The organism is Variovorax atrisoli 110B, assembly GCF_000382045.1.
Taxonomy (GTDB): Bacteria; Pseudomonadota; Gammaproteobacteria; order Burkholderiales; family Burkholderiaceae_C; genus Variovorax; species Variovorax atrisoli.
This window is the reverse complement of sequence record NZ_KB907458.1, coordinates 236,399-259,547: the sequence shown is the minus strand read 5'-3', so window position 1 is coordinate 259,547 and position 23,149 is coordinate 236,399. Positions and strand designations below refer to the sequence as shown.

The 23,149-nt window shown below is 70.1% G+C and carries 24 protein-coding genes and 1 tRNA gene; 16 read left to right on the top strand and 9 right to left on the bottom strand.

Going from position 1 to position 23,149, the window contains the following annotated elements; translation table 11 throughout:
- The 9 genes from fdxH (at position 1) to G369_RS0124275 (ending at position 9,485) form a co-directional block, all read left to right on the top strand.
- On the top strand, positions 1 to 969 hold the full coding sequence (gene fdxH, locus G369_RS0124315; RefSeq protein ID WP_019656654.1) for a formate dehydrogenase subunit beta: 969 nt from the start codon (positions 1 to 3) through the stop codon (positions 967 to 969).
- Between the two features lie 13 nt (positions 970 to 982).
- Positions 983 to 1,606, top strand: a complete 624-nt coding sequence (locus G369_RS0124310; RefSeq protein WP_019656653.1) for a formate dehydrogenase subunit gamma — start codon at positions 983 to 985, stop codon at positions 1,604 to 1,606.
- A gap of 180 nt (positions 1,607 to 1,786) precedes the next feature.
- Entirely contained in the window at positions 1,787 to 2,815 is a 1,029-nt protein-coding gene (gene fdhE, locus G369_RS0124305) for a formate dehydrogenase accessory protein FdhE (protein ID WP_019656652.1), read from the top strand.
- Complete coding sequence (gene selA / locus G369_RS0124300; protein WP_019656651.1) at positions 2,815 to 4,263, top strand: L-seryl-tRNA(Sec) selenium transferase; 1,449 nt, start codon at positions 2,815 to 2,817, stop codon at positions 4,261 to 4,263. The genes fdhE and selA overlap by 1 nt, the downstream gene beginning before the upstream one ends.
- 37 nt (positions 4,264 to 4,300) lie before the next feature.
- Complete coding sequence (locus G369_RS0124295; RefSeq protein WP_019656650.1) at positions 4,301 to 5,416, top strand: acyl-CoA dehydrogenase family protein; 1,116 nt, start codon at positions 4,301 to 4,303, stop codon at positions 5,414 to 5,416.
- Positions 5,417 to 5,431: 15 nt separating this feature from the next.
- Entirely contained in the window at positions 5,432 to 6,292 is an 861-nt protein-coding gene (locus G369_RS0124290) for a phosphate/phosphite/phosphonate ABC transporter substrate-binding protein (protein ID WP_019656649.1), read from the top strand.
- Positions 6,258 to 7,454, top strand: a complete 1,197-nt coding sequence (locus G369_RS0124285) for a diiron oxygenase (protein WP_020723236.1) — start codon at positions 6,258 to 6,260, stop codon at positions 7,452 to 7,454. Before G369_RS0124290 ends, G369_RS0124285 begins: the two co-directional genes overlap by 35 nt.
- A gap of 13 nt (positions 7,455 to 7,467) precedes the next feature.
- Positions 7,468 to 9,375 (top strand): selenocysteine-specific translation elongation factor, encoded by a 1,908-nt coding sequence (selB, locus tag G369_RS0124280; RefSeq protein WP_019656647.1) that lies wholly within the window; start codon positions 7,468 to 7,470, stop codon positions 9,373 to 9,375.
- 17 nt (positions 9,376 to 9,392) lie between these two features.
- A tRNA-Sec gene (locus G369_RS0124275) sits at positions 9,393 to 9,485 on the top strand.
- A gap of 147 nt (positions 9,486 to 9,632) precedes the next feature.
- On the opposite strand, the gene selD is transcribed toward G369_RS0124275, so the two are convergent.
- A complete protein-coding gene (gene selD / locus G369_RS0124270) occupies positions 9,633 to 10,700 on the bottom strand; it encodes a selenide, water dikinase SelD (protein WP_019656646.1) in 1,068 nt (355 codons plus the stop codon).
- A gap of 74 nt (positions 10,701 to 10,774) precedes the next feature.
- Between selD and G369_RS0124265 the strand changes: the two genes are divergently transcribed.
- Genes G369_RS0124265 through mnmH form a run of 5 tightly spaced genes read left to right on the top strand, consistent with a single transcriptional unit; the run spans position 10,775 to position 15,224 of the window.
- Positions 10,775 to 11,632 carry a putative selenate ABC transporter substrate-binding protein gene (locus G369_RS0124265; protein ID WP_019656645.1) on the top strand — a complete coding sequence of 286 codons (858 nt, stop codon included), beginning with the start codon at positions 10,775 to 10,777 and terminating at the stop codon, positions 11,630 to 11,632.
- A gap of 10 nt (positions 11,633 to 11,642) precedes the next feature.
- Positions 11,643 to 12,470 (top strand): phosphonate ABC transporter ATP-binding protein, encoded by an 828-nt coding sequence (locus G369_RS0124260; protein WP_019656644.1) that lies wholly within the window; start codon positions 11,643 to 11,645, stop codon positions 12,468 to 12,470.
- A gap of 2 nt (positions 12,471 to 12,472) precedes the next feature.
- Positions 12,473 to 13,303 (top strand): PhnE/PtxC family ABC transporter permease, encoded by an 831-nt coding sequence (locus tag G369_RS0124255; protein WP_019656643.1) that lies wholly within the window; start codon positions 12,473 to 12,475, stop codon positions 13,301 to 13,303.
- Positions 13,300 to 14,103 (top strand): phosphonate ABC transporter, permease protein PhnE, encoded by an 804-nt coding sequence (phnE, locus tag G369_RS0124250; RefSeq protein ID WP_019656642.1) that lies wholly within the window; start codon positions 13,300 to 13,302, stop codon positions 14,101 to 14,103. Before G369_RS0124255 ends, phnE begins: the two co-directional genes overlap by 4 nt.
- 44 nt (positions 14,104 to 14,147) lie before the next feature.
- Positions 14,148 to 15,224 carry a tRNA 2-selenouridine(34) synthase MnmH gene (mnmH, locus tag G369_RS0124245; protein ID WP_019656641.1) on the top strand — a complete coding sequence of 359 codons (1,077 nt, stop codon included), beginning with the start codon at positions 14,148 to 14,150 and terminating at the stop codon, positions 15,222 to 15,224.
- Here mnmH and fdhD read toward each other — a convergent pair.
- From fdhD to modB, 6 genes are all read right to left on the bottom strand, one after another.
- Complete coding sequence (gene fdhD / locus G369_RS36255; protein ID WP_019656640.1) at positions 15,152 to 16,075, bottom strand: formate dehydrogenase accessory sulfurtransferase FdhD; 924 nt, start codon at positions 16,073 to 16,075, stop codon at positions 15,152 to 15,154. The two genes, mnmH and fdhD, sit on opposite strands and share 73 nt — an antisense overlap.
- Positions 16,076 to 16,106: 31 nt before the next feature.
- Positions 16,107 to 16,394, bottom strand: a complete 288-nt coding sequence (locus tag G369_RS36250; protein ID WP_019656639.1) for a hypothetical protein — start codon at positions 16,392 to 16,394, stop codon at positions 16,107 to 16,109.
- 61 nt (positions 16,395 to 16,455) lie between these two features.
- A complete protein-coding gene (locus G369_RS0124230) occupies positions 16,456 to 18,828 on the bottom strand; it encodes an FdhF/YdeP family oxidoreductase (protein WP_019656638.1) in 2,373 nt (790 codons plus the stop codon).
- Positions 18,829 to 18,913: 85 nt separating this feature from the next.
- Positions 18,914 to 19,705: an ABC transporter ATP-binding protein gene (locus G369_RS0124225; protein WP_019656637.1), complete on the bottom strand. Its 792-nt coding sequence runs from the start codon at positions 19,703 to 19,705 to the stop codon at positions 18,914 to 18,916.
- Positions 19,702 to 20,451, bottom strand: coding sequence for a molybdate ABC transporter substrate-binding protein (gene modA, locus G369_RS0124220; protein ID WP_019656636.1), 750 nt, complete (start codon positions 20,449 to 20,451; stop codon positions 19,702 to 19,704). The genes G369_RS0124225 and modA overlap by 4 nt, the downstream gene beginning before the upstream one ends.
- 155 nt (positions 20,452 to 20,606) lie before the next feature.
- Positions 20,607 to 21,290 carry a molybdate ABC transporter permease subunit gene (gene modB, locus G369_RS0124215; RefSeq protein WP_019656635.1) on the bottom strand — a complete coding sequence of 228 codons (684 nt, stop codon included), beginning with the start codon at positions 21,288 to 21,290 and terminating at the stop codon, positions 20,607 to 20,609.
- A gap of 107 nt (positions 21,291 to 21,397) precedes the next feature.
- Between modB and G369_RS0124210 the strand changes: the two genes are divergently transcribed.
- Both G369_RS0124210 and G369_RS36245 read left to right on the top strand, forming a co-directional pair.
- The gene (locus tag G369_RS0124210; protein ID WP_019656634.1) at positions 21,398 to 21,655 is read left to right on the top strand and encodes a hypothetical protein; all 258 of its coding nucleotides are present in this window, start codon (positions 21,398 to 21,400) and stop codon (positions 21,653 to 21,655) included.
- A gap of 4 nt (positions 21,656 to 21,659) precedes the next feature.
- Positions 21,660 to 22,334: a nitroreductase family protein gene (locus tag G369_RS36245; protein ID WP_019656633.1), complete on the top strand. Its 675-nt coding sequence runs from the start codon at positions 21,660 to 21,662 to the stop codon at positions 22,332 to 22,334.
- Here the strand turns inward: G369_RS36245 and tsaA are convergent.
- The gene (tsaA, locus tag G369_RS0124200; protein WP_019656632.1) at positions 22,295 to 22,798 is read right to left on the bottom strand and encodes a tRNA (N6-threonylcarbamoyladenosine(37)-N6)-methyltransferase TrmO; all 504 of its coding nucleotides are present in this window, start codon (positions 22,796 to 22,798) and stop codon (positions 22,295 to 22,297) included. The two genes, G369_RS36245 and tsaA, sit on opposite strands and share 40 nt — an antisense overlap.
- Positions 22,795 to 23,142: a winged helix-turn-helix domain-containing protein gene (locus G369_RS0124195; RefSeq protein ID WP_019656631.1), complete on the bottom strand. Its 348-nt coding sequence runs from the start codon at positions 23,140 to 23,142 to the stop codon at positions 22,795 to 22,797. The genes tsaA and G369_RS0124195 overlap by 4 nt, the downstream gene beginning before the upstream one ends.
- Positions 23,143 to 23,149 lie beyond the last annotated feature (7 nt).

Here is a 23,149-nt window from a genome sequence, read left to right as displayed (position 1 = left end):
ATGTCATCTCTTCAAACCCTCGACATCGCCGCCCGCTCGGCCACGACCACGCCGTCGCCCGAGATCCGCCATCGGCCGCAGATCCAGCCGGTCGCGAAGCTGATCGACGTGTCGGCCTGCATCGGCTGCAAGGCCTGCCAGGTCGCATGCATGCAGTGGAACGACCTGCGCGACGAAGTCGGCACCACGCACGGCACCTACGACAACCCGGTCGACCTCACGCCCGCCTCCTGGACGGTGATGAAGTTCTCCGAGGTCGAGCCCGAAGCCGGCAAGCTCGAATGGCTGATCCGCAAGGACGGCTGCATGCACTGCGAAGACCCCGGCTGCCTGAAGTCGTGCCCCTCGCCGGGCGCCATCGTCAAGTACGCCAACGGCATCGTCGACTTCATCAGCGAGCATTGCGTGGGCTGCGGCAACTGCGTCACCGGCTGTCCCTTCGACGTGCCGCGCATCAGCAAGGTCGACAACAAGGCCTACAAGTGCTCGCTGTGCTCCGACCGCGTGGGCGTGGGCCTGGAGCCGGCCTGCGTGAAGGCCTGCCCCACCGGCGCGCTGCACTTCGGCACCAAGGAGGACATGCACGAGTACGCCTCGGAGCGCATCGTCGACCTGAAGGAGCGCGGCTTCGCCAACGCCGGCGTCTACGACCCGGCGGGCGTGGGCGGCACGCACGTGATGTACGTGCTGCAGCACGCCGACCGGCCGCAGCTGTACGCCGACCTGCCGAAGGACCCGCACATCAGCCCGCTGGTGTCGCTGTGGAAGGGCGTCGCCAAGCCGCTCGCCGTGGTCGCCATGATCGGCGCCGTGGTGGGCAGCTTCTTCCACTACATGAAGACCGGCCCCATCGAGCCCAAGGACGACCATCCCGACGCCGACCGCGACGGCAGGCCCGACGACGTGGTGGTGATCGAGCAGCCGCCGGCCTCGGCCTCTTCGACGCCGCCCACCGCACCCCGCGCATGAGGAGAAGAACGCGATGACACGCTACTACCTTCGCCGCTACCGCGACGCCACGCGCATGAACCACTGGTTCGTGGCGATCATGTTCTTCGCCGCGGCGCTCTCGGGCCTGGCCTTCTTCCATCCGAGCCTGTTCTTCCTGAGCGCGCTCTTCGGCGGCGGGCCCTGGACGCGCATCCTGCATCCCTTCATGGGGCTGCTGATGGTGCTGGGCTTCGTGTTCCTGTTCTTCACGATGTGGCGCGAGAACATCCTCGACAAGGGCGACCGCGATTGGATCGCCAATGCGCCGAAGATGCTCAAGGGCGACAAGTCGAGCATGCCGCCGGTGGGCAAGTACAACGCCGGCCAGAAGCTGGTGTTCTGGGCCTTCGGCATCAGCCTGCTGCTGTTGCTGGTGACGGGCTTCATGTTCTGGAGTCCGTGGTTCGTGGGCTTCTTCCCGATCCTCCTGCGGCGCATCGCGGTGGTGGTGCACGCGGCCTCGGCCGTGGTGCTGATCCTCTCGGTCATCACGCACATCTACGCGGCCATCTGGGTCAAGGGCACGCTGCGCGCGATGACGCGCGGCACGGTCACCGAAGGCTGGGCCAAGCTCAACCATCCGCTGTGGCACCGCAAGATGACCCGGGGGGAATGAACTGGTTCTCTCCAGGCTGCGCGCACTTCGTGTGGCGCGCGCCTTCCCCCTTCCGGGGGCGATACCTCCGGCTCGGCAACGGCGGTTCAGCGGCATCCTGCGAACAAACCCGGGCCGCCCTGCGGGGACTCGGGGCGATCGCGTATCGCAAATCGTGCGAATGGCTGTAGAGTCGTCCGGATGAGCAGTTCCAACGGCAATCCACCGCCGATCCGGACCACCCGCGTCCTCGAGCCGGAGCAGATCGCCATGCAGGCCGGGCGGCAGATGCCGTTCCTGCGCCTGCCGGTGCGCTCCCTCGCCTTCTCCGACCGCCAGCTCAGGCTGCGGCAGCTCGCGGCATCGCATCCGATGCGCGAGTACCTGATCTTCATCGCCGACCTCGCCCAGGCGCAGCACCAGGTGCTGCAGGACTACCCGCCTGTCGATCTGCCCGGATCCGAAGCGCTCGAGGCCGCCGCGAAGGTGCTCAAGCCGCCGATGCCCGCGTTCGGCTGGACGCGCGATCCGGTATGGCTGAATGAACTGCGCCGGCTGCTCGCACTCTTTCGCGCAAGGCTGCCCGAAGGCCCCGCACGCGACACGCTCGACCGCGTGGCGGCCGCCGACGGCGCATGGATCGACGCGCAGGCCGACCGGCTCTCGCGCCGCATCATGTTCGGACTCGACCTCGCCGCGGCGCCGCTGATCGCCGCCGGGCTGCAGGCCTACTGGACGCACCTGGTGCTGCAGGTGGCCGAGAGCGCAGGCGAGAACATCTACGGCCGCACCGACCCCGGCAACGAATGCCCCTGCTGCGGCAGCGCACCCACAGCGAGCATCACGCGCATCGGCGCCGACGAGGCGGGCTTTCGCTACCTGCATTGCTCGCTGTGCGGCACCGAGTGGCACTACGTGCGCATCAAGTGCACGCACTGCGAGAGCACCAAGGGCATCCACTTCGAGTCGCTGGCGCCGCAGCCCGGCGTGGAACTTCCGGCCACCGGCGCGCGCGAAGGCGCGGTGAAGGCCGAGTGCTGCGACAGCTGCGGACACTACCTCAAGCAGGTCGTGATGGAGAAGGACCCCGAGGTCGAACCCGTCGCAGACGACCTGGCGAGCGTCACGCTGGATCTGCTCGTGTCCGAAGGCGGCCACCAGCGCAGCGGCCACAACCTGATGCTGCTGTTCAGCGACCCCGAAATACCAGACGACGGCGGAGGCGGCTGATGGCGATGCCCGAAGAGTCCGTGGTCCACGGCTCGACGGCAAGGCCCCAGGATCTGCCTTCTGTCGATCAACTGCTGCGCCTCGCCGTGCCGGGCGCATTGCTGGCCGAGCACGGCCACACGCTCGTGGTGAAAGAGGCGCGCGCGCTGCTCGAAGGGCTTCGCGCACAAGCCGTCGCAGGCAAGCTCGCCGCTGCCGACGTGCGGCCCGATGCGCTCGGCGACGCGCTCGCCGCGCGCATCCAGTCGCGCCTCGCGCCGCGCATGAAGGCGGTGCTGAACCTCACGGGCACCGTCATCCACACCAACCTGGGCCGCGCCTTGCTGGCCGATGCGGCGCTGCAGCGGCTGCTGGCGGTGATGACGTCGCCCAACAACCTCGAGTACGACCTCGCCACCGGCAGCCGAGGCGACCGCGACTCGCTGGTCGAAGAGCTGCTGTGCACCATCACCGGCGCCGAGGCCGCCACGGTGGTCAACAACAACGCCGCCGCGGTGCTGCTCACCATCGCGGCGCTGGCGCGCGAACGCGAGGTGATCGTCTCGCGCGGGGAGCTGGTGGAGATCGGCGGCGCCTTCCGCATGCCCGACGTGATGGCCAGCGCGGGTGCGCGCATGGTCGAGGTCGGCACCACCAACCGCACGCATCCGCAGGACTACGAGCGCGCCATCAACGATCGCACCGCGCTCGTGATGAAAGTGCACACCAGCAACTACGCGGTGCAGGGCTTCACCTCGGCCGTCGACGAGGCCACGCTCGCCGGCATCGCGCATGCGCGCGGCGTGCCGCTGGCCACCGACCTGGGCAGCGGCTCGCTGGTCGACCTCGCGCGCTACGGCCTGCCGCGCGAGCCGCTGCCGCAGGAGATGCTCGCGGCCGGCTGCGACGTGGTCACCTTCTCGGGCGACAAGCTGCTCGGCGGACCGCAGGCCGGCCTCATCGTGGGCAGCAAGGAAGCCGTGGGCCGCATCCGCAAGTTCCCGATGAAGCGCGCGCTGCGCATGAGCAAGCTGCCGCTGGCCGCGCTCGAGGCCACGCTGTCGCTCTACCTGCGGCCCGAGCGCCTCGCGCAGGACCTGCCGACGCTGCGGCTGCTCACCCGGCCCGCCGATGCGATCCGCGAGATGGCCGAGGCGTTGCGCGAGCCTGTGCAGGCGGCCGTGTCGCCGCGCTTCACGGTCGAGGTGGTGCCGCTGCTCGGGCAGATCGGCTCCGGCTCGCTGCCGGTGGAGCGCCTGCCCTCCGCGGGCCTCGCGCTTGCGCCGGCCGGCACCTCGAAAAAGGGCATCGGCACCGCGCTCGACGCCCTCGCCACCGCGCTGCGCGGCCTGCCGCTGCCGGTGATCGGACGCATCGCCGAAGACCGCCTGCTGCTCGACCTGCGCTGCCTCGAAGACAGCATGCCCTTCACGGGCCAGCTCGCCACCCTGCGCGAGCGGCTGCTGTAGCGCCCCCTTTCCCTCAACCACCTGTCTGGAGAAAGCGATGAGTCCCCTCGAAGTGCTCGCCGGTATCGAAACGCAAACGCTGAAGCCCCTGGCCCAGCGCACCGACGCCGAGGGACGTTTTCCACGAGAGACGATCTCGGCGCTGGGCGAGTCCGGCCTGCTCGGGCTGGTCTCGGCCGCGTCGGTCGGCGGACAGGGCCTGGGCCTGAAGGAGGCCGCGCAGGTGGTCTCGCGCATCGCGCAGACCTGCCCCTCCACCGCGATGATCGTGTGCATGCACTACTGCGCCACGGTTGTGCTCGAACAGTTCGGCCCCGAGGACACGCGCCGCGCCGTCGCCAGGGGCACGCACCTGAGCACGCTGGCCTTTTCCGAGGCCGATTCGCGCAGCCACTTCTGGGCGCCCACCGGCACCGCGCGCGCGGACGGCAGCAGCGTGGTGCTCGACGCCCGCAAGAGCTGGGTCACCTCCGCCTTCGAGGCCGACAGCTACGTGTGGTCGAGCAAGCCGCTCGCGGCCGAAGGCGCCAGCACGCTGTGGCTGGTCGACGCGAAATCCGACGGGTTGAGCCAGCCCGGCCGCTTCGACGGGCTGGGGCTGCGCGGCAACGCCTCCACGCCGATCACCGCGAGCAACGTGCGCGTTCCCGCGAGCGCCAGGCTCGGCGAGGACGGCAAGGGCTTCGACACCATGATGGGCGTGGTGCTGCCGTGGTTCTCGGTGCTCAGCGCGGCCTGCTCGACCGGCCTGATGGAAGGTGCGCTGCAAGGCGCCATCGGCCACGTGGGCCAGACGCGTCACGTGCACCTCGGCTCATCGCTGGCCGACCTGCCCACCATCCGCGCCTACCTTGCGAAGGGGCGCATCAAGGCCGACATGGCGCAGGCGCTGCTGGCCGACACCATCGAAGCCATCGGCGCGGGCCGCGCCGACACCATGCTGCGCGTGCTCGAAGTGAAGGCCGCCGCTGCCGAGACCGCGCTCGAAGTCACCGACATCGCGATGCGCGTGTGCGGCGGCGCGGCCTTCCGCAAGGAGGCGGGCATCGAGCGGCTGTTCCGCGACGCCCGCGCGTCGAGCGTGATGGCGCCGACCTCCGACGTGCTCTACGACTTCATCGGCAAGGCCGTCACCGGCCTGCCGCTGTTCTGAGGAAGGATCGATTCCATGCCTGAACCCACGCTGATCATGGGCGCGGTGGCTTACGCGCCCAAGGTCGTCACCATCTGGGAGGGCTTCAAGGCCTTCTTCGCGAAGAACGGCCTGGCCTTCGACTACGTGCTGTATTCGAACTACGAAAGCCAGGTCGAGGCGCAGTTCGACGGCACGCTGCACCTCGCCTGGAACTCGCCCCTGGCCTGGGTGCGCGCCGAGCGCATCGCGCGCAGCCGGGGCCTGAAGGTGCAAGCCGTGGCCATGCGCGACACCGATTGCGACCTGCGCTCCGCCATCGTCGTGCGCGCCGACAGCCCGGTGCAGTCGCTGGCCGACCTGCGCGGCAGGACCATCGGGTTCGGCGCGCTCGATTCGCCGCAGGCCACGCTGATTCCGCTCGACCACCTGCGCAGCGAAGGCCTGGTGAAGCAGCGCGACTTCGAGGCCCGCTACTTCGACGTGCTCGGCGGCAAGCACGGCGACCACATCGGCGGCGAGCGCGATGCGGCGCTCGCGCTGATGGCCGGCGAGATCGACGCCTGCTGCCTGATCGACGGCAACCACCTGGCCTTCGGCCTCGACGGCACGCTGCCGCCGGGCGCCACGCGCGTGTTGGCGCGCACCGGCGCCTACGACCACTGCAACTTCACCACCAGCCCCGGCGCACCGGCCGGGCTGGTCGACCGCTTCGTCTCGCTGCTGATGACGATGCGCTGGGACGACCCGCAGGTGCGCCCGCTGCTCGAACTCGAAGGATTGCGCGAATGGCGCGCCGGCCGCACCAGCGGCTATGCGCTGCTCGAACGCGCGGTGGACGACGAAGCCTTCTACGACGGCGATGGCCGCATCACCAACCCCGACTATCGATATTGAGTCGCTGGGCCTCGACCAGGGCGCCCTGCTGCTCATTCGCCGCGCGCTGGCCGAACGGCCGGTGGGCGGCGAGCTGCGCGTGCGCGGGCGCTCGCCGGACTGGCGCATGCACCTGGAGGCCTGGTGCCGCAGCCAGGGTCATGCGCTGCGCTTCGATGCCGGGCAGGATGAAGCGGCCATCACGCGCGGCCCGCATGCCGAGGGCCGCTGGCTGGGCGCTCAATCGACAGGCGACGCCGGCGATGCCCCGGCCCCGGACGCCCCGCCCGGCTGGGGCCTGGCCGCGCGCGGCGCCACGGTGGAAGCCGGCAGCCCGCCCTTCTTCTTCGCGCTGCACCGCCGCGACGAGCTCTGGGCCGCCACGGCCGGCGAGCTCTATCGGCAGGCGGCCGCAGCCCAGTGGGACCCGGCCACCGCCATCGACTGGGACGCACCCTTCGAGCTGCCGGACGCCGTCGAAGCCGCCGTGGTGCAGGTGATGACGTACCTGATCGAGAACGAGAACGCCGCGCTGCTGGTGCCGGCGCGCCACCTCGGGCAGATCCACCCGCACTTCCGCGAGGTGCTGCAGCTGCTGGCGCTGCAGTGCGCGGACGAGGCGCGGCATGTGGAGGTGTTCACGCGCCGCGCCACGCTGCGCGGCCACCGGCCCGCGCTGTCGACGGCGGGCGGGCAGGCCTCGCTGCGCACGCTGTTCGATGCGCCCGATTTCTCCATTGCCACCTTCCTGCTGGCGGTGCTCGGCGAAGGCAGCTTCGTGAACCTGCTCAATTTCCTGCATGCGCACGCGCCCGACCCGGTGACCCGGCAGATCGCGCGGCTCGCGGCGCGCGACGAGGCGCGCCATGTCGCCTTCGGCATGGCGCACCTCGAATACCGGCTCTCGGTGCAGCCCGACTACCAGGTGCGGCTGCGCAACGCCATCGAGCTGCGCTACGACACGCTGGCCGGCACGGCGGGCCTCAACGAGGAGGTGTTCGACTCACTGGTGCTGCTGGCGGCCGGCGAACTCTCGCCCGCTGCTGTCGCGCGCGGGCACGCGGCCGTGCAGCAGCTGCAGCGCGACATGGCGGCCGGGCGCCGGGCGCGGCTCTCGCGGCTGGGCTTCGGGCACGACGAGGCTCAGCGCCTCGCCGAACTGCACACCCGCAACTTCATGTGACGGCATACCCACGATGATCATCGGCACCGCAGGCCACATCGACCACGGCAAGACCACGCTGGTTCGCGCGCTCACCGGCGTCGACACCGACCGGCTGCCCGAGGAAAAACGGCGTGGCATTTCCATCGAGCTCGGCTATGCGTACCTGCACTCGCCCGACGGGGTGTCGCTGGGCTTCGTCGACGTGCCGGGCCACGAGCGGCTGCTGCACACCATGCTCGCCGGCGCGACCGGCATCGACCACGCGCTGCTGGTGGTGGCGGCCGACGACGGCGTGATGCCGCAGACGCGCGAGCACTTCGCGGTGGTGGCGCTGCTCGGCGTGCGCGAGGCGACGGTGGCCATCACCAAGATCGACCGCATCGACGAGTCCGTTCGCGAATCGCGTCTGGCCGAGGTGCGGGCCGGCATCTCCGCCCTGCTCGCGCCCACGCCGCTGGCCGGGGCGCCCATGCTGGCGGTGTCGGCCACCACGGGCGAGGGCATCGACGCGCTGCGCGAGCGGTTGCTGGAGGTCGCCCGTCAGGAACATTCACGCGAGGAAGGCCTGGCCTTCCGCCTTGCGGTGGACCGGTCGTTCAGCCTCTCCGGCGTGGGCACCGTCGTCACCGGCACGGTCTTCAGCGGCACCGTGCGCATCGGCGACGAGCTGCGCATCGCGCCGGGCAGCCGCACGGTGCGCGTGCGCGGCATCCATGCGCAGAACCAGCAGGCCGAGTCGGCGCACGCGGGGCAGCGCTGTGCGCTCGCACTGGCCGGCGTCGGCAAGGACGAGGTGCATCGCGGCGAGTGGGTCTGCACGCCGTCGGCTGCGCTCGCCTCGGCGCGCATCGACATCCTGCTCACGCTGTGGCCCGACGAGGCGAGGCCGCTGCGCTCGGGCGCGACGGTGCATGCGCACCTGGGCGCGAGCGACGTGATGGCGTCGGTCGCGCTGCTCGACCGCGATGCCCTCGCGCCCGGAGAGACCGCCCTTGCCCAGTTGGTGCTACGCGAGCCTGCAGGCGCATGGCACGGCGACCGCGGCGTGCTGCGCGATGCCTCGGCCACGCGCACGGTGGCGGGCGTGCGCGTGCTCGATCCGTTCGCGCCGGTGCGCTATCGCCGCACGCCCGAGCGGCTGCGCACGCTGGCGGCGTGGGCCATCGACGAACGGGCTGCCCGCGTGGCCGCGCTGCTGCACAACGCGCCGCTGGGCATCGACACCGCACAGGCGGCGCGTGCGCTCTCGCTGGCCGACGAAGAGGCTCTTCCGCTGCCGGCCGACGCGGTGCGCATCGGCCACACGGCCATCGCTCGGTCGCACCTGGGCGTGCTCGAGGAACAGATCGCCGAGCGCCTCGCGGATTTCCATCGCACCGCGCCGGACGAAGTCGGCCCCGATGCGCGCCGCCTCAAGCGCCTTGCCGGCCCGCGCACGGACGACGCGCTCTGGCGCCACGCGCTCGACGAACTGGTCGCGCGCGGCACGCTGGTGCGCAGCGGCACCTGGCTGCATCTGCCCGACCATGCCGCGCGCCTCAACGAGGCCGAGCAGAAGCTCGCGCAGAAGCTGCTGCCCCGGCTGGCCGACGGCGGCTTCGATCCGCCGTGGGTGCGCGACCTGGCCAAGGACTGCGCGGCGAGCGAAGCGATGGTGCGGCAGACGCTCGCAAGCCTCGCGCGCCGCGGCGAGACCTTCCAGGTGGTGAAGGACCTGTACTATCCATTGGCGACCGTGGAGCGCCTTGCGGCGATCGCGCGCGATTGCCTGGACGGACCCGCTGGCCTGGAGGCCGCGAGCTTCAGGGACGCAACCGGGCTGGGGCGCAAGCGCGCGATCCAGCTGCTGGAATTCTTCGATCGTGTGGGCTACACGCGGCGCGTGAAAGACACGCACCTGCTGCGGCCGGATACGTCGTTGTTCGGGGCAAGGCCTTGAACGACGAATCGGATCATGGAGGGAGATCGCCCCTGGTGGGGCGGCCGGGCTTCAAACCCGGTTGGTGGCGCCAGCCGTCGCCGGGAAGGTTCGACTCCTTCCTCCCTCCGCCGTCGAGCGGGCATTCGCCTGCTGCGCGATCCGATCTTGCACCTGCGATGCTCGACGTACCCATGTACGTCTGCGCTTCTCGGCGCAAGCTCGGACCGCTCGCGACGGCGACTGCCCACTCGACGAGTCGGCGTAGAACTGCTTCTTCAGGGCACCACGTGCAGCGACGGCTCGCCGGCTTCCACGCGGCCGATGACGGCGGCGCGCGCGAAGCCCTCGTCGCGGAAGACCTTCAGCACCGCATCGACCGCATCGGGCGCGCAGCTCACGAGCAGGCCGCCCGAGGTCTGCGGATCGCTCAGCAGGTTCTGCGTGGTGGCGTGCAGGCCGGGGACGAGTTTCACGTCGGCGCCGTATCCGGCCCAGTTGCGGCCGGATGCGCCGGTGACCATGCCTTCGGCAGCCATCACCACCACGTTCTCGAGCAGCGGCACCCTCGACCACTCGATGACGGCCCTGAGCTTCGCGCCGCGCGCCAGCTCGAGCGCGTGGCCGGCCAGGCCGAAGCCGGTGACGTCCGTGAGCGCATGCACGCCGTCGAGAGCCGACAGCGCGATGCCGGGGGTGTTGAGCTTCGTCGTGTTCTCGATGAGCTGGCGGTAGCCGGTCTCGGAGAGCTGTTCCTTCTTGAGCGCGGCGGAGAGCACGCCTACGCCCAGCGGCTTGCCCAGCACGAGCACGTCGCCGGCCTTCGCGTCGGCGTTGCGGCGTACGCGCTCGGGGTGCACCAGGCCCATGGCGACGAGGCCGTAGATGGGCTCGACCGAATCGATGGTATGGCCGCCCGCAATGGGGATGCCGGCCGCGCGGCACACGTCCTGTCCGCCGCGCACGATCTCGGCGATGACTTCCACCGGCAGCTGATTGATCGGCATGGCGACGAGCGCCAGCGCCATGATCGGGCGCCCGCCCATCGCGTACACGTCGCTGATCGCGTTGGTCGCGGCGATGCGGCCGAACTCGTACGGGTCGTCGACGATGGGCATGAAGAAGTCGGTGGTCGCGATCAGCGCCTGCTGGTCGTTGAGCCGGTAGACGGCTGCGTCGTCGGCGGTCTCGATGCCCACCATGAGCTCGGGCGGGATCAGCCCGCCGGCCTGGTTCTTCAGGATCTGCGACAGCACGCCGGGCGCGATCTTGCAGCCGCAGCCGCCTCCATGCGAAAAACTCGTGAGGCGCAGCGGCGCGAGCGGGTTCATGAGAGTCGGGTTCATGTCGCGATTATCGAATCGGGCCCGCTTTCTACAATCCCGTCCCTTCCTATCCCGCACGTCCCAGAGGCGCATCCATGAAAAAGACTCTCACCCGACTGGCCCTTGGCCTGACCTTCTCCGCCGCGAGCCTCGGCGCCTTCGCGCAGGGCGTGCTGCGCGTGTCGGCCATTCCCGACGAGGCGCCCACCGAGCTGCAGCGCAAGTTCACGCCGCTGGGCGACTACCTCAAGAAGGAAACGGGCATGGACGTGCAGTTCACGCCCGTGACCGACTACGCCGCCGTGGTCGAGGGCCTGGCCACCAACAAGATCGACCTGGCCTGGCTCGGCGGCTTCACCTACGTGCAGGCGCGCATCCGCACCAACGGCGGCGCGGTGCCCATCGTGCAGCGCGCGGAGGACGAGGTGTTCACCAGCAAGTTCATCGTGCCGGTGGACAGCACCGCCAAGACGCTGGCCGACCTGAAGGGCAAGACCTTCGCCTTCGGCGCGCCCTCCTCCACCTCGGGCAGCCTGATGCCGCGCTACTTCCTTCTGCAGGCGGGCATCAACCCCGAGAAGGACTTCAAGACCGTCGCGTTCTCGGGCGCGCACGACGCCACCGTGGCCTTCGTGGCTGCCTCGCGCGCCGAGGCCGGCGTGCTCAACGCCTCGGTGTGGGACAAGCTGGTCGAGGCCAAGAACCCCAACGCCGCCAAGGTGCGCGTGCTGGCCACCACGCCGACCTACTACGACTACAACTGGACCGTGCGCCCCGGCCTCGATCCCGCGGTCACGAAGAAGCTGACCGACGCCTTCCTCAAGCTCGACCCGGCCAATCCGGCGCACAAGGAAATCATGGCGCTGCAGCGCGCGAGCAAGTTCATCCCGACCAAGTCGTCGAACTACGACGGGATCGAGACGGCGGGCAAGTCGGCTGGCCTGATCAAGTGAGCCTGCGCGGATGAGTTTTTCGCTGGAAGGCGCGGGCGTCGTCCATCCCAACGGCCAGCGTGCGCTGGCCGGCGTGACGCTGTCCGCGCGCGATGGCGAACGCATCGCCGTCATCGGCCCTTCGGGGGCAGGCAAGACCACGCTGCTGCGCGTGCTCGGCGCGGCGCTGCGGCCAGGCGAAGGCGAGGTGCAGGCGCTCGGCGCCAGGCCGTGGCAGCTGCCCGCGGCGGCGCTGAAGAAGCTGCGCGCCCGCATCGGCACCGTGCACCAGTCGCCGCCCATCGCGCCGAGGCTGCGCGTGGTCACTGCCGTGCTCGCAGGGCGGCTCGGCGAATGGTCGATGCTGCGCGCGCTGGGCTCGCTGCTGCATCCCTCGGACATCGCCGGTGCGCACGAGGTGCTCTCGCGCCTTGCGCTGGAAGACCGCCTGTTCGAGCGCTGCGACAGGCTCTCCGGCGGCCAGCTGCAGCGCGTGGGCATCGCACGCGTGCTCTACCAGCGCCCCGCCCTGCTGCTGGCCGACGAGCCGGTGTCCGCACTCGACCCCACGCTGGCCGACGCGGCCATCGGCCAGCTCGTCGCGCAGAGCGAATCGACCGGCGCGACGCTGATGGCATCGCTGCACGCGGTGGACCTCGCACTGCGCTGGTTTCCGCGCATCGTCGGCATGCGCGCCGGGACGGTGATGTTCGACCTGCCGGCATCGCAGGTCACGCCAGAGATGCTCGATGCGCTCTACGCGAGCGAAGGCGGCATCGCGACGCAACGGCCGCTGCCGGCGGGTGCGACGACAGCGGCGGCGGTGGAGACGGCCTTCCATCGGCCCGACTGCCCTTGAGCATGAACATCGCTTCCCCGTCCATGCGCGACCCGCACGCCGCGCGGCGGCTGGCCGCCTGCGCCGCCGCGCTCGTCATCGCGTGGCCGATGCTGGCGCTGTCCGAATTCAAGCCGTGGGCGCTCTTCACCGACGGCAATCTGGCGGTCATCGGCGGCTTCCTGGCGGGTTTCTTCCCGCCCGACGGCTCGCCGGCCTTTCTCGCCCTGCTGCTCAAGGCCACGCTGGAGACGCTGGCCATGGCCACGGCCGGCACCGCGCTCGCGTTGCTGATCGGTGCGCCGCTCGGCTTCGTGACGACCCGCGCGCTGTCCGTCTCGCGCATCGGGCCGGGGCCGGGCCGGGTGCAGGCCGGCATCGTGCGGCAGGCGGCGCGCTGGCTGCTGATGGTGCTGCGGGCGATTCCGGAGATCGTCTGGGCGCTGCTGTTCGTGCGCGCACTGGGGCTCGGCCCGGCCTCGGGCGTGCTGGCGCTGGCCATCACCTACGGCGGCATGCTGGGCAAGGTCTACGCGGAGATTCTCGAATCGGCCGACACGCGCCCGGCCCGCGCGCTGCTCGAAGGCGGCAGCGGGCGGCTGGCTGCGCTGTGCTACGGCCTGCTGCCGAACACGGCGCAGGAGCTGGCCTCCTACACCGTCTACCGCTGGGAATGCGCGGTGCGCGCGTCGGTGGTGATGGGCTTCGTCGGCGCGGGCGGACTGGGGCAGTTGATGGACCAGTCGATGAAGATGCTCAATGGCGGCGAGGCCAGCAGCATCCTGCTGGTGTTCCTGGCGCTGGTGCTGCTGGCCGATCTGCTGAGCAGCGCGCTGCGGAGGCTGCTGGCATGACGGCGAAGAGGCTGCCTCCGCGCCCGCCGCCGTGCTGGCGATGCCGCATCGCGCTGCTGCTGATCGGCGCGGCCGTGGTGGCGAGCTTCGTCTACCTCGGCATCGACTACCGGGCACTGGGCTCGGCGGAATCGCTCAAGCTCATGGGCAGGTTCGTCGCCGAGTTCTTCCCGCCCGACATGTCGCCGGACTTTCTCGCCAAGGTCGGGCATGGGGCATTGCAGACGCTGGCGGTGTCGGCCCTCGGTACCGTGCTGGCGGCGCTTGCGGGCGCGGTGCTGGCCTTGCCTGCCTCCGGTCGCGCCGGCTGGATGCCTCGCCATGTGGCGCGATTTGCCCTCAACTTCCTGCGCAGCGTGCCCGAACTGGTCTGGGCCGCGCTGATGGTGCTGGCCGCCGGCATCGGGCCGTTCGCGGGCGCGCTGGCGCTGTCGCTGCACACCACGGGCGTGCTGGGGCGCCTGTTCGCCGAGGCGCTCGAGAACGCCCCGCGGGAGCCCGAGCACGCGCTGACGCTCTCGGGCGCCGGCCCCGTCGCCGCCTTCAGCTACGCCAGCCTGCCCATCGTGCTGCCGCAGTGGGTGGCCTACACGCTCTACCGCTGGGAAATGAACATCCGCATGGCGGCCGTGCTGGGCTTCGTGGGCGGCGGCGGACTGGGGCAGCTGCTGTACTTCCACCTGTCGATCTTCCAGCAGCAGCAGGCGATGACGGTGCTGATCGCGATGTTCGTGCTGGTCACGCTCGTCGACTTTGCGAGCGCTCGCTTGCGAAAGGGACTCGGGCCGGCCTACGCCTGAGCGCCCCGGTCGCCGACAATCGGGGGCATGAGGTTCCTTCTGCCATGAGTCATCGCCAGCCCGTGCGGGTGGCCGACCGCCACGCCTTCGACACGCTGATCGACGCCCGCTCGCCGGCCGAGTTCGCGCTCGACCACATTCCCGGCGCCATCAACTGCCCGGTGCTGAACGACGAGGAGCGCCACATCGTCGGCACCGTCTACGTGCAGACGGGAGCATTCGAGGCGCGGCGCATCGGCGGCGCGATGGTGGCGGCCAACATCGCGCGGCACCTGCGCGAGACGCTGGCCGACCGGCCCGAGAACTGGAAGCCGCTGGTCTACTGCTGGCGCGGCGGCATGCGCAGCGGCTCGATGGTCACCTGGCTGCGCCTGGTCGGCTGGGACGCGCAGCAGCTCGCGGGCGGCTACAAGAGCTTCCGCCGGCACGTGATCTCGCAGATCGACATGCTGACGCCCAGGCTCGACCTGCGCGTGATCTGCGGCGCCACCGGCAGCGCCAAGACGCGCGTGCTGCACGCGCTGGCCGCGCGCGGTGCGCAGGTGCTCGACCTGGAAGATTTCGCCTGCCACAAGGGATCGCTGCTCGGTTCGCTGCCGGGCGTGGCGCAGCCCTCGCAGAAGCACTTCGAGACGCGCATCGCGGCGGTGCTCGAAACCCTCGACCTCTCGCGTCCGCTGTACGTGGAGGGCGAGAGCATCCGCATCGGCCGCCTGTCGCTGCCATTGCCGCTGGTGGCACGGATGCGCGCCGCGCCGTGCATCGAGGTGTCGGCTACGCCCGAGGCACGGCTGGCCTATCTGCTGCGCGACTACGCCTACCTTGGCGACGACCGCGACGCGCTGGCCGACAGGCTCGGCGCGCTCAAGGAATTGCAGGGCAAGGAGACGGTCTCTCGCTGGCAGCAGTGGGCGCACGAGGCTGACCTGCCGCATCTGTTCTCGGAGCTGATGTCGCTGCACTACGACCCGCATTACCAGAAGTCGCAGGAGCTGCATTTCCGCGCCTGGGCGCAACGCCAGCGCGTAACGGCGGGCGATCTCTCGGATCAGGGCATCGAGGCCGTGGCCGACGCGGTGCTGGCGCTCGAAAGAGCCGCGCCGCCGAGCCCGTCGGCATAGAGCACGCCCCGCGGCGCGCGGCACAGCCCCCAGAACCGCAGGCCGCACAACTCGGCCATGCGCACGCCCATGGCAGTGGGCGCGGAGATGGTCGCCATCGCCGCGATGCCCACGCGCGCGCACTTGCGCACGAGTTCGTGGCTGCCGCGGCTGGACATCAGCACGAAGCCCGGCTCCTGCAGGCGGTCCGCCTGCGCGAGGCTGCCGATGAGCTTGTCGAGCGCGTTGTGGCGGCCGACGTCTTCCATGAGATCGGTGAGTTCGCCGTCGACGGTGGCCCATGCGGCAGCATGGATCGCACCGGCTTCGGCGTTGAAGACCTGGCGCGGCGGCATGGCGGCGAAGGCGCGCAGCACGGTCGCGAGGTCGATGCGTTCGATCCAGTCGCGCCGGGGCACGGGCTGCGGAGAGAGGTCGAGCCCCGCGAAGCTCTCGACGCCGCACACGCCGCAGCCGGTGCGGCCCGCGAGGCTGCGGCGGCGGTCCTTCAGGCGCTCGAAGCTGCGCGTGGATATCTCGAGCTGCACCTCGATGCCGGGCATGCCTTCGGGCAGGCCGGCTTCGGTCGCATCGACGGTGCGCACGTCGATGCCGCGGCAGTCGGCGGCGGTGTCGAGGATGCCCTCGCTCAGCGCGAAGCCGAGCGCGAAGGCTTCCATGTCCTGCGGGGTGGCCATCATCACCGCGTGCGAGACGCCGTTGAACACGAGCGCCACCGGCACCTCGGCCGCGAGCGTGTCGTCGCGCAGTTCGCCTTCCGGCGCGACGCCGCGCTCGCCGAACACGCGCACGGCGTGCCGCGACAGCGGCGGCAGGGTGTCTTCGGAATCGTCGTGATCTGGCTTCGACATGGGGGCTCCGGCTGGGCGAGCCATTGTCGGCTCAGTCGCGGCTTTCGTCTTCGGGAGGCAGTGTTCTCACCTGCGCCCGCCCGGCTTCGAGCAGGTGCGCGACCCAGCGGTCGTCGTGCTGCACCACCCGCACCCAGCCCGGGCCGCGCACGCCGCCGATGGCGGCATCGCCCATCATCGTGAGCCGGCGCATCAGCACGCTGGCACCCTGGCCGAGCCGCTTGCCCAGCCGCGGCAGCGAGACGCCGGTGCCTTCGGGCTCCTGCGCGAGCATGCGCAGGATGGCGACCGACAGGCTGTCCTGCAGCAGGGCGCTCACGGCGTGCCTCCGCCCCGGCGTGCTGCGATGCGAGCCCTCTTCGGAGCGGCCGGGCAGGCGCTCACGCGGCCACCACGCCGCCGGCCTCGTCCTCCGCCAGCTTCTCGATCGGCAGCTCGTGCGGCACCAGCACCACGGGAATGGACTTGGAAGTCGGCGTGCCAGCGTTTTCCGCCACGGCCGACAACGGCACCAGCGGATTGGTCTCGGGGTAGTAGGCCGCGAGGTTGCCGCGCGGGATGTCGTAGGCCACCAGCTTGAAGCGGTCGGCGCGGCGCTCCTGGCCGTCGTTCCACACGGTCTGGATGTCGACCCAGTCGCCGTCCTTCATGCCCAGGGCGCGGATGTCCTCCTTGTGGATGAAGACCACGCGGCGCTGGCCGAAGACGCCGCGATAGCGGTCGTCCATGCCGTAGATGGTGGTGTTGTACTGGTCGTGCGAACGCGTGGTCAGCAGCGTGAAGACGATGGTGTCGCCCTTCTTGGCGCCGTTCTTGGCGAAGCGCGCGCGGGCGCGGTGCGAAGGCGTGTCCAGCGGCACAGCGTGCGTGAAGAACACGGCCTTCCTCGAGGCGGTGTTCCACACCCGCTCGCTCGCGGTGTTGCGCAGGCGGAAGCCGCCGGGGTGCGCCACGCGGACGTTGAAGTCCTTGAAGTCGTCGAACACGGCTTCGATCTTGTCGCGGATGCGCGAATAGTCCTCGATGAGCCAGAGCCACGGCGTCTTGCTGCGCGCGCCCAGCGTGGCCGCCGCGAGCCGCGCCACGATGGCCGGCTCGGACAGCAGGTGCTCCGACGCGGGCGGGTTGATGCCCATCGAGATGTGCACCATGCTCATCGAGTCTTCCACCGTCACGCCCTGCTGGCCGCCGGCCTGCATGTCGATCTCGGTGCGGCCCAGGCACGGCAGGATCAGCGCCTCGCGCCCGTGGATCACATGGCTGCGGTTGAGCTTGGTGGTCACGTGCACCGTGAGCTCGCACTGCTTCAGCGCCTTCCAGGTCTGGTAGGTGTCGGGCGTGGCGGCAGCGAAGTTGCCGCCGAGCGCGAAGAACACCTTGCCCTTGCCGTCGAGCATCGACTGGATGGCCTCGACCGTGTCGACGCCGTTGCGTCGCGGCGGCTCGAATCCGAACACCTGCTGCAGGCGGTCGAGCAGCGCGGCGGGCGGCTTCTCCCAGATGCCCATGGTGCGGTCGCCCTGCACGTTGCTGTGGCCGCGCACCGGGCAGGCGCCCGCGCCTTCGCGGCCCATGTTGCCGCGCATCATCAGCAGGTTGCCGATCATCTGGATCGTGGCCACCGAATGCTGGTGCTGGGTGATGCCCATGCCCCAGCAGGCGATGACGCTCTTCGCGCCCAGGTACACGTCGGCCGCGGCGCGGATCTGTTCCTCGCTCAGGCCCGATTCGCGCACCAGCACGTCCCACTGCTCGGCGCGCAGGTCGGCCGCCAGCGCCTCGAAGCCGGTGGTGTGCTCGGCGATGAATGCATGGTCGAGCACCGAGGGCTCGCCGCGTGCCGCGGCCTCGTCCTCGCGCTCGAGGACGTGCTTCATCATCCCCTTGATGGCGGCGAAGTCGCCGCCCACGCGCAGCTGGAAGTAGTGCGTGCTGATGGGCGTGGAGCCCAGGGTCGCCATCTCCAGCTTGTCCTGGGGGTCGGCGAAGCGCTCCAGGCCGCGCTCGCGCAGCGGGTTGAAGCTCACGATGCGCGCACCGCGCTTCGATGCCGCGCGCAGCTCGCCGAGCATGCGCGGGTGGTTGGTGCCGGGGTTCTGGCCGAAGATGAAGATCGCATCGGCCTTCTCGAAGTCGTCGAGGGTGACCGTGCCCTTGCCCACGCCGAGCTGCGGGCGCATGCCGCTGCCGCTGGGCTCGTGGCACATGTTGGAGCAGTCGGGAAAATTGTTGGTGCCGTACTCGCGCACGAAGAGCTGGTACAGGAAGGCTGCTTCGTTGCTGGCCCGGCCCGAGGTGTAGAAGATGGCCTGGTCGGGGTCGGGCAGCGCGTTCAGGTGGCGGGCGATGCGCGCGAAGGCGTCGTCCCACTCGACCGGCACGTACTTGTCGCTCGCCGCGTCGTAGGCCATGGGGTGGGTGAGCCGGCCCTGGTCCTCGAGCCAGAAGTCGCTCTGCTCGGCCAGCTCGGCCACCGTGTGCTTCGCGAACAGCTCCGGGCCGGCGCGGCGCGCAGTGGCCTCGGCGGCCACGGCCTTCACGCCGTTCTCGCAGAACTCGAAGGTGGAGGCGTGGTTGCGGTCGGGCCAGGCGCAGCCCGGGCAGTCGAAACCGTCAGGCTGGTTGGCCGACAGCAGCGTCTTCGCGCCCTTGATCGGAATGTCCTGCCGCAGCAGCGCGTTCGTCACGCTGCGCAATGCGCCCCAGCCGCCCGCCGGGCCCTTGTAAAACTCGATCTTCTGCTCGCTGCTCATGCGAGCGAGTGTTCGCCGCGGGCCGGCGGAGCGTCAAATTGAATCGGGACATGCGGCGATTCAAAAAGGAAATGAACGGGCCGCCTCAGGCTCCCCGCGTGTCCCGCATCAGCAGCCCCCTCAACTTGCGCCGCAGCGGCGTGTCTTCCACGAGGCGGGCACCGGCCGCCTCGTGCAGCGCGAAATCGCGGCTCTCGGCGTTGTGCAGGTCGATCTCGCGCACCACCCGGCCTTCGCTGTAGACGAAGGCCACGTCGGCCAGCGCGAGGACGTCCTCGATGTCGTGCGTGATCATCAGCACCGGAATGCCCCACTGCCTGCGCACCTGGGCGAGTTCCTCGCGCAGTTCGGCGCGCAGCATGGGGTTGAGGGCGGCGAAGGGCTCGTCGAGCAGCAGCACCTGGGGTTCGCAGGCCAGGGCGCGGGCGAGCGCCACGCGCTGCCGCTGGCCGCCCGAGAGGGTCTGCGGACGGCTCTCGGCCAGGGCGGCGAGGCCGAAGTTCTCGAGCAGTGCGTGGACGCGCTCGGCATCCTTCGCGGCGGGCTTGGGGCGGTGCCATGCGGTCAGGCCGAAAGCCACGTTCTCGCGCACGCTCAGGTGCGGGAACAGCGCGTAGTCCTGGAAGAGGTAGCCGATGCGCCGCGCCGGCGCGGGCACGTCGATGCCCTGCGCCGAGTCGTACAGCGTGCGGCCGTCGAGCCTCACGTGGCCCGAACTGGGATGCAGCAGGCCGGCGATGGCCTGCAGGGTGAGCGACTTGCCCGCGCCCGACGGGCCGTAGAGCGCGGCGAAGGGCACGTCCGTCGCGAAACGCACCGCGAGATCGAAGCGCCGGCGGCCGTCGGCCACCGTGAGCTTCAGATCGACGTCGATCATGGCTTGCCGAATCCGTAGCGCGCGAGCACTTCCTGCGCGGCGGGCGTCGCCAGGAAGGCGATGAAGTCGCCGGCCAGCGCCTTCTGCCTGCTCTCGGCGACCACGGCGATCGGATAGGTCACGGGCGTGTGGCCGGTGGGCGTGAAAGCGATCCTGACCTTGTCGCCGGCGATGGCCGCGTCAGTGCGATAGACGAAGCCGGCCTCGGCCTCGCCGCGGCTCACGTAGTCGAGCACCTGACGCACGCTGTCGGCCTGCACGAACTTGGGCTCGAGCGTGGTCCAGAGGTTGGCGCCGTCGAGCACCTGCCTGGTGTAGCGGCCGACCGGCACGGTCGCGACCTTGCCGACGGCGATCTTCTTGACATTGGCACCGCTCAGGTCCTGCAGCGATTTCAGGCCCACGCCTTCCCTGGCGGGCTCGATGAGCACCAGGCTGTTGGTCACGAAGTCCTTGCGCGTGGCGGCATCGATGGCCTTCTGCTCGACGCCGCGGTTCATCGTTTCCTGGTCGGCGCTGGCGAACACGTCCACCGGCGCGCCCTGCCCGATCTGCTGCAGCAGCACGCCCGAGGCCGCGAAGTTGAAGCGCACCGACGCGCCCGCCTTGGCGGCCTCGAACTTCGGTCCGATCTCCTTGAACGCGTCGGTCAGGCTCGCGGCGGCGGACACGGTGATCTGCTGCGCGGCGACAGCCAGCGGCAAGCCCAAGGCAACGACGAAGGACAAAAGACGCAACGGACGCATGATGATCTCCAGGAATTGATAGAGAGCCGAGGATTGAAAAGAGACCCCTTCCCCTTCGGGCAACACCGCGGAACCGGCTCTGCCAGGCCGCAGGTGTTGCCCCCTGCAAGGGGGTTGGCGTAGCGACACGAAGTGCGCGAAGCCTGGGGGTGTGCTCATTTCAGCGAAAAGAAGCGGTTCGACAGCACCAGCACGGTGATCGACAGCAACGAGGTCACGACGACCAGCAGCAGCGCGAGGTCGTCGTGCCCGGCCTGCACCGCGTCGTAGATGGCCATCGACAGCGTCTGGGTCTGCTTCGGAATGGAGCCGGCCACCATCAGCGAGGCGCCGAACTCGCCCATGGCGCGTGCGAAGGCGAGCAGCGTGCCGGCCAGGATGCCGGGCCATGCTAGCGGCAGCGTGACGCGCAGGAACACCGAGAACGGCGACTGCCGCAGCGTGCTGGCCGCGGCTTCGAGCGAGCGGTCCACGCCCGCGAAGGCCGCGCTGGCCGACTTGAGCACCAGCGGCAGCGCCACCACGGCCGAGGCGACCACGGCGCCATGCCAGCTGAAGATGATGGTGTAGTCGAAGTGCTCGCGCAGCCAGGCGCCCAGCGGGCTGCGGCGGCCGGCCGCAACGAGGATGGCGTAGCCGATCACCGTGGGCGGCAGCACCAGCGGCAGCATGAATACGGCTTCGAGGACGTTGCTGCCGAAGAATTTCTTGCGCGCGAACACCCAGCCCAGCGCCACGCCCACGATCAGCGCCAGCACGGTCGCCACGGCGGCGACCTTGAGCGACAGCACCAGCGGGAACCAGTCGGTCGAGGCGATGAGCGAATTCGTCGTGTTCATGGAAATACGGCGCGATTGTTACACGGAGACGCCTCAGGTTCCCACGAGGATGCGTAATCCGATGAGTCTTCATATACTGCGGGATACAGCGTAGGAGACCACAGCCCATGCGCACTTCCGCCCACGACGCCGTCGTCCGTTCGATCTCGGGCCGGCTGGAGCTTCGCCATCGCGTGACACAGGTACGGGAATGGCGCATCGAACGCACCATGGACGCCGCCGGCTTCGTGCTGTCCATCACGGGCGCGGACGGCGCGAGCCAGTCGTTCTTCGTGGGCGCCACCGATGCGGGCGACATCGGCGAGGTGCTGCGCCGCGAAGCGGCATGGGCCGACGCCGGCGCACCGGCCATCAAGGAGCAATGACACCATGTGGCGGCACATGACAGGCGCGGAGCGCATTCTCGAGGTCCTGCTGACGCGCAGGTCTGTATCGCCGCGCCGGCTGGAGCAGCCCGGCCCGAATCCGGACGAACTCGACGCGATCATCCAGGCCGGCCTGCGTGCGCCCGACCACGGCGGCCTGCATCCGTGGCGCGTCATCGAGTTCCGCCACCAGAACCGGGAGGCTCTGGCATGGTGCTTCGAGCAGGAAAAGCTCCGGCGCGATCCGCTGGCCAGCCCAGCCGACCTCCGGCGCGCGCGCGAGCACGCCACGCGACCACCGTTGTTGCTGGGCTTCGTCGTGTCGCCGCAAGAGCGCAGCAAGATCCCGGCGCGCGAGCAATGGCTGGGTGCAGGCGCCGCACTGGGAAACCTGCTGAGCGCCGCGCACCAGCTGGGTTACGGCGCCATCGTCCTGAGCGGTGAGCGCTGCTTCGACGAGACGCTGGCGCGTCAGGTGGGCGTGCTGCCGGGCGAGTACCTGGCAGGCTTCATCAGCGTGGGCAGCATCCGAGAGGCGCCGCCAGAGGCGCGCGAGGTGCTGTCGCAGAGCGTGTGGTCATGCTGGCAAGGCTGGCACGAGCGGCCACCGGGCCCGGACAACGACGAAGATCCGGGCGCTCAGCCCATCCTGCCGTCGGAGCGGGTGCGCGGCAGCTGATCGAGCCTGTCGCCGAACCAGCCGACGCGCGTGGTCTCCCTCGCGTCGAACTTCGGCACGTAGGGCTTGATGTCGAGCACGGGCGTACCGTCCATCATGTCGTTGCCGCTGAAGTGCAGCGTCGTGCCTTGCACCGACGTGAGCCGAACGATCGACAGGCCCAGCCGGTTCGGCCGGGCCGGCGCGCGGGTGGCGAAGACGCCGTGCGACGCATTGCCCTGCTCCAGGAAGGGCACCACCTCGAGCCGCTCGTGCGCGCACTGGTGCAGGTGCGTGACCAGGATCAGGTAGTCGAAGCCCTCGATGTCGCGCAGGCCCGGCGCGAATTCGGCAAAGACCTCGACGCGCCCCGTTTCATCGGGCGCACCGGCGGTCTGGATCGGCATGCCGGTGGATTCGGTGAAGCGGCTTCGCACGACGCCGACCGGGCGGCAGACCACGTCGGCATGGGCTTCGGAGCTCATGGCGCCAACAGCCGCGTCAGCGCCCGGATGTCGGCCGCAGCGGCAAGGCGCGCGGCGTTCTCGATGGCCCGGTAGTGCTTGACGATCTCTTCGCCGACCGGCGTGAGCGCCGTGCCGCCACCGCGCGAGCCGCCTGCCGCCGTATTCACGGCCGGCGATGCCAGCGACTGGTTCATCTCGTCGATCAGCATCCAGGCCCGGCGGTAGGACATGCCCAGCAGCCGGGCGGCCGCCGAGATCGAGCCGGTCTCGGCCACGGCTTCGAGCACCGCGATCTTGCCGGGGCCGATGGCGATGGCGTCGTCCCGGTAGACGCGCAGGCGGAACTGGACTTTGGATTTCATGTGGGCG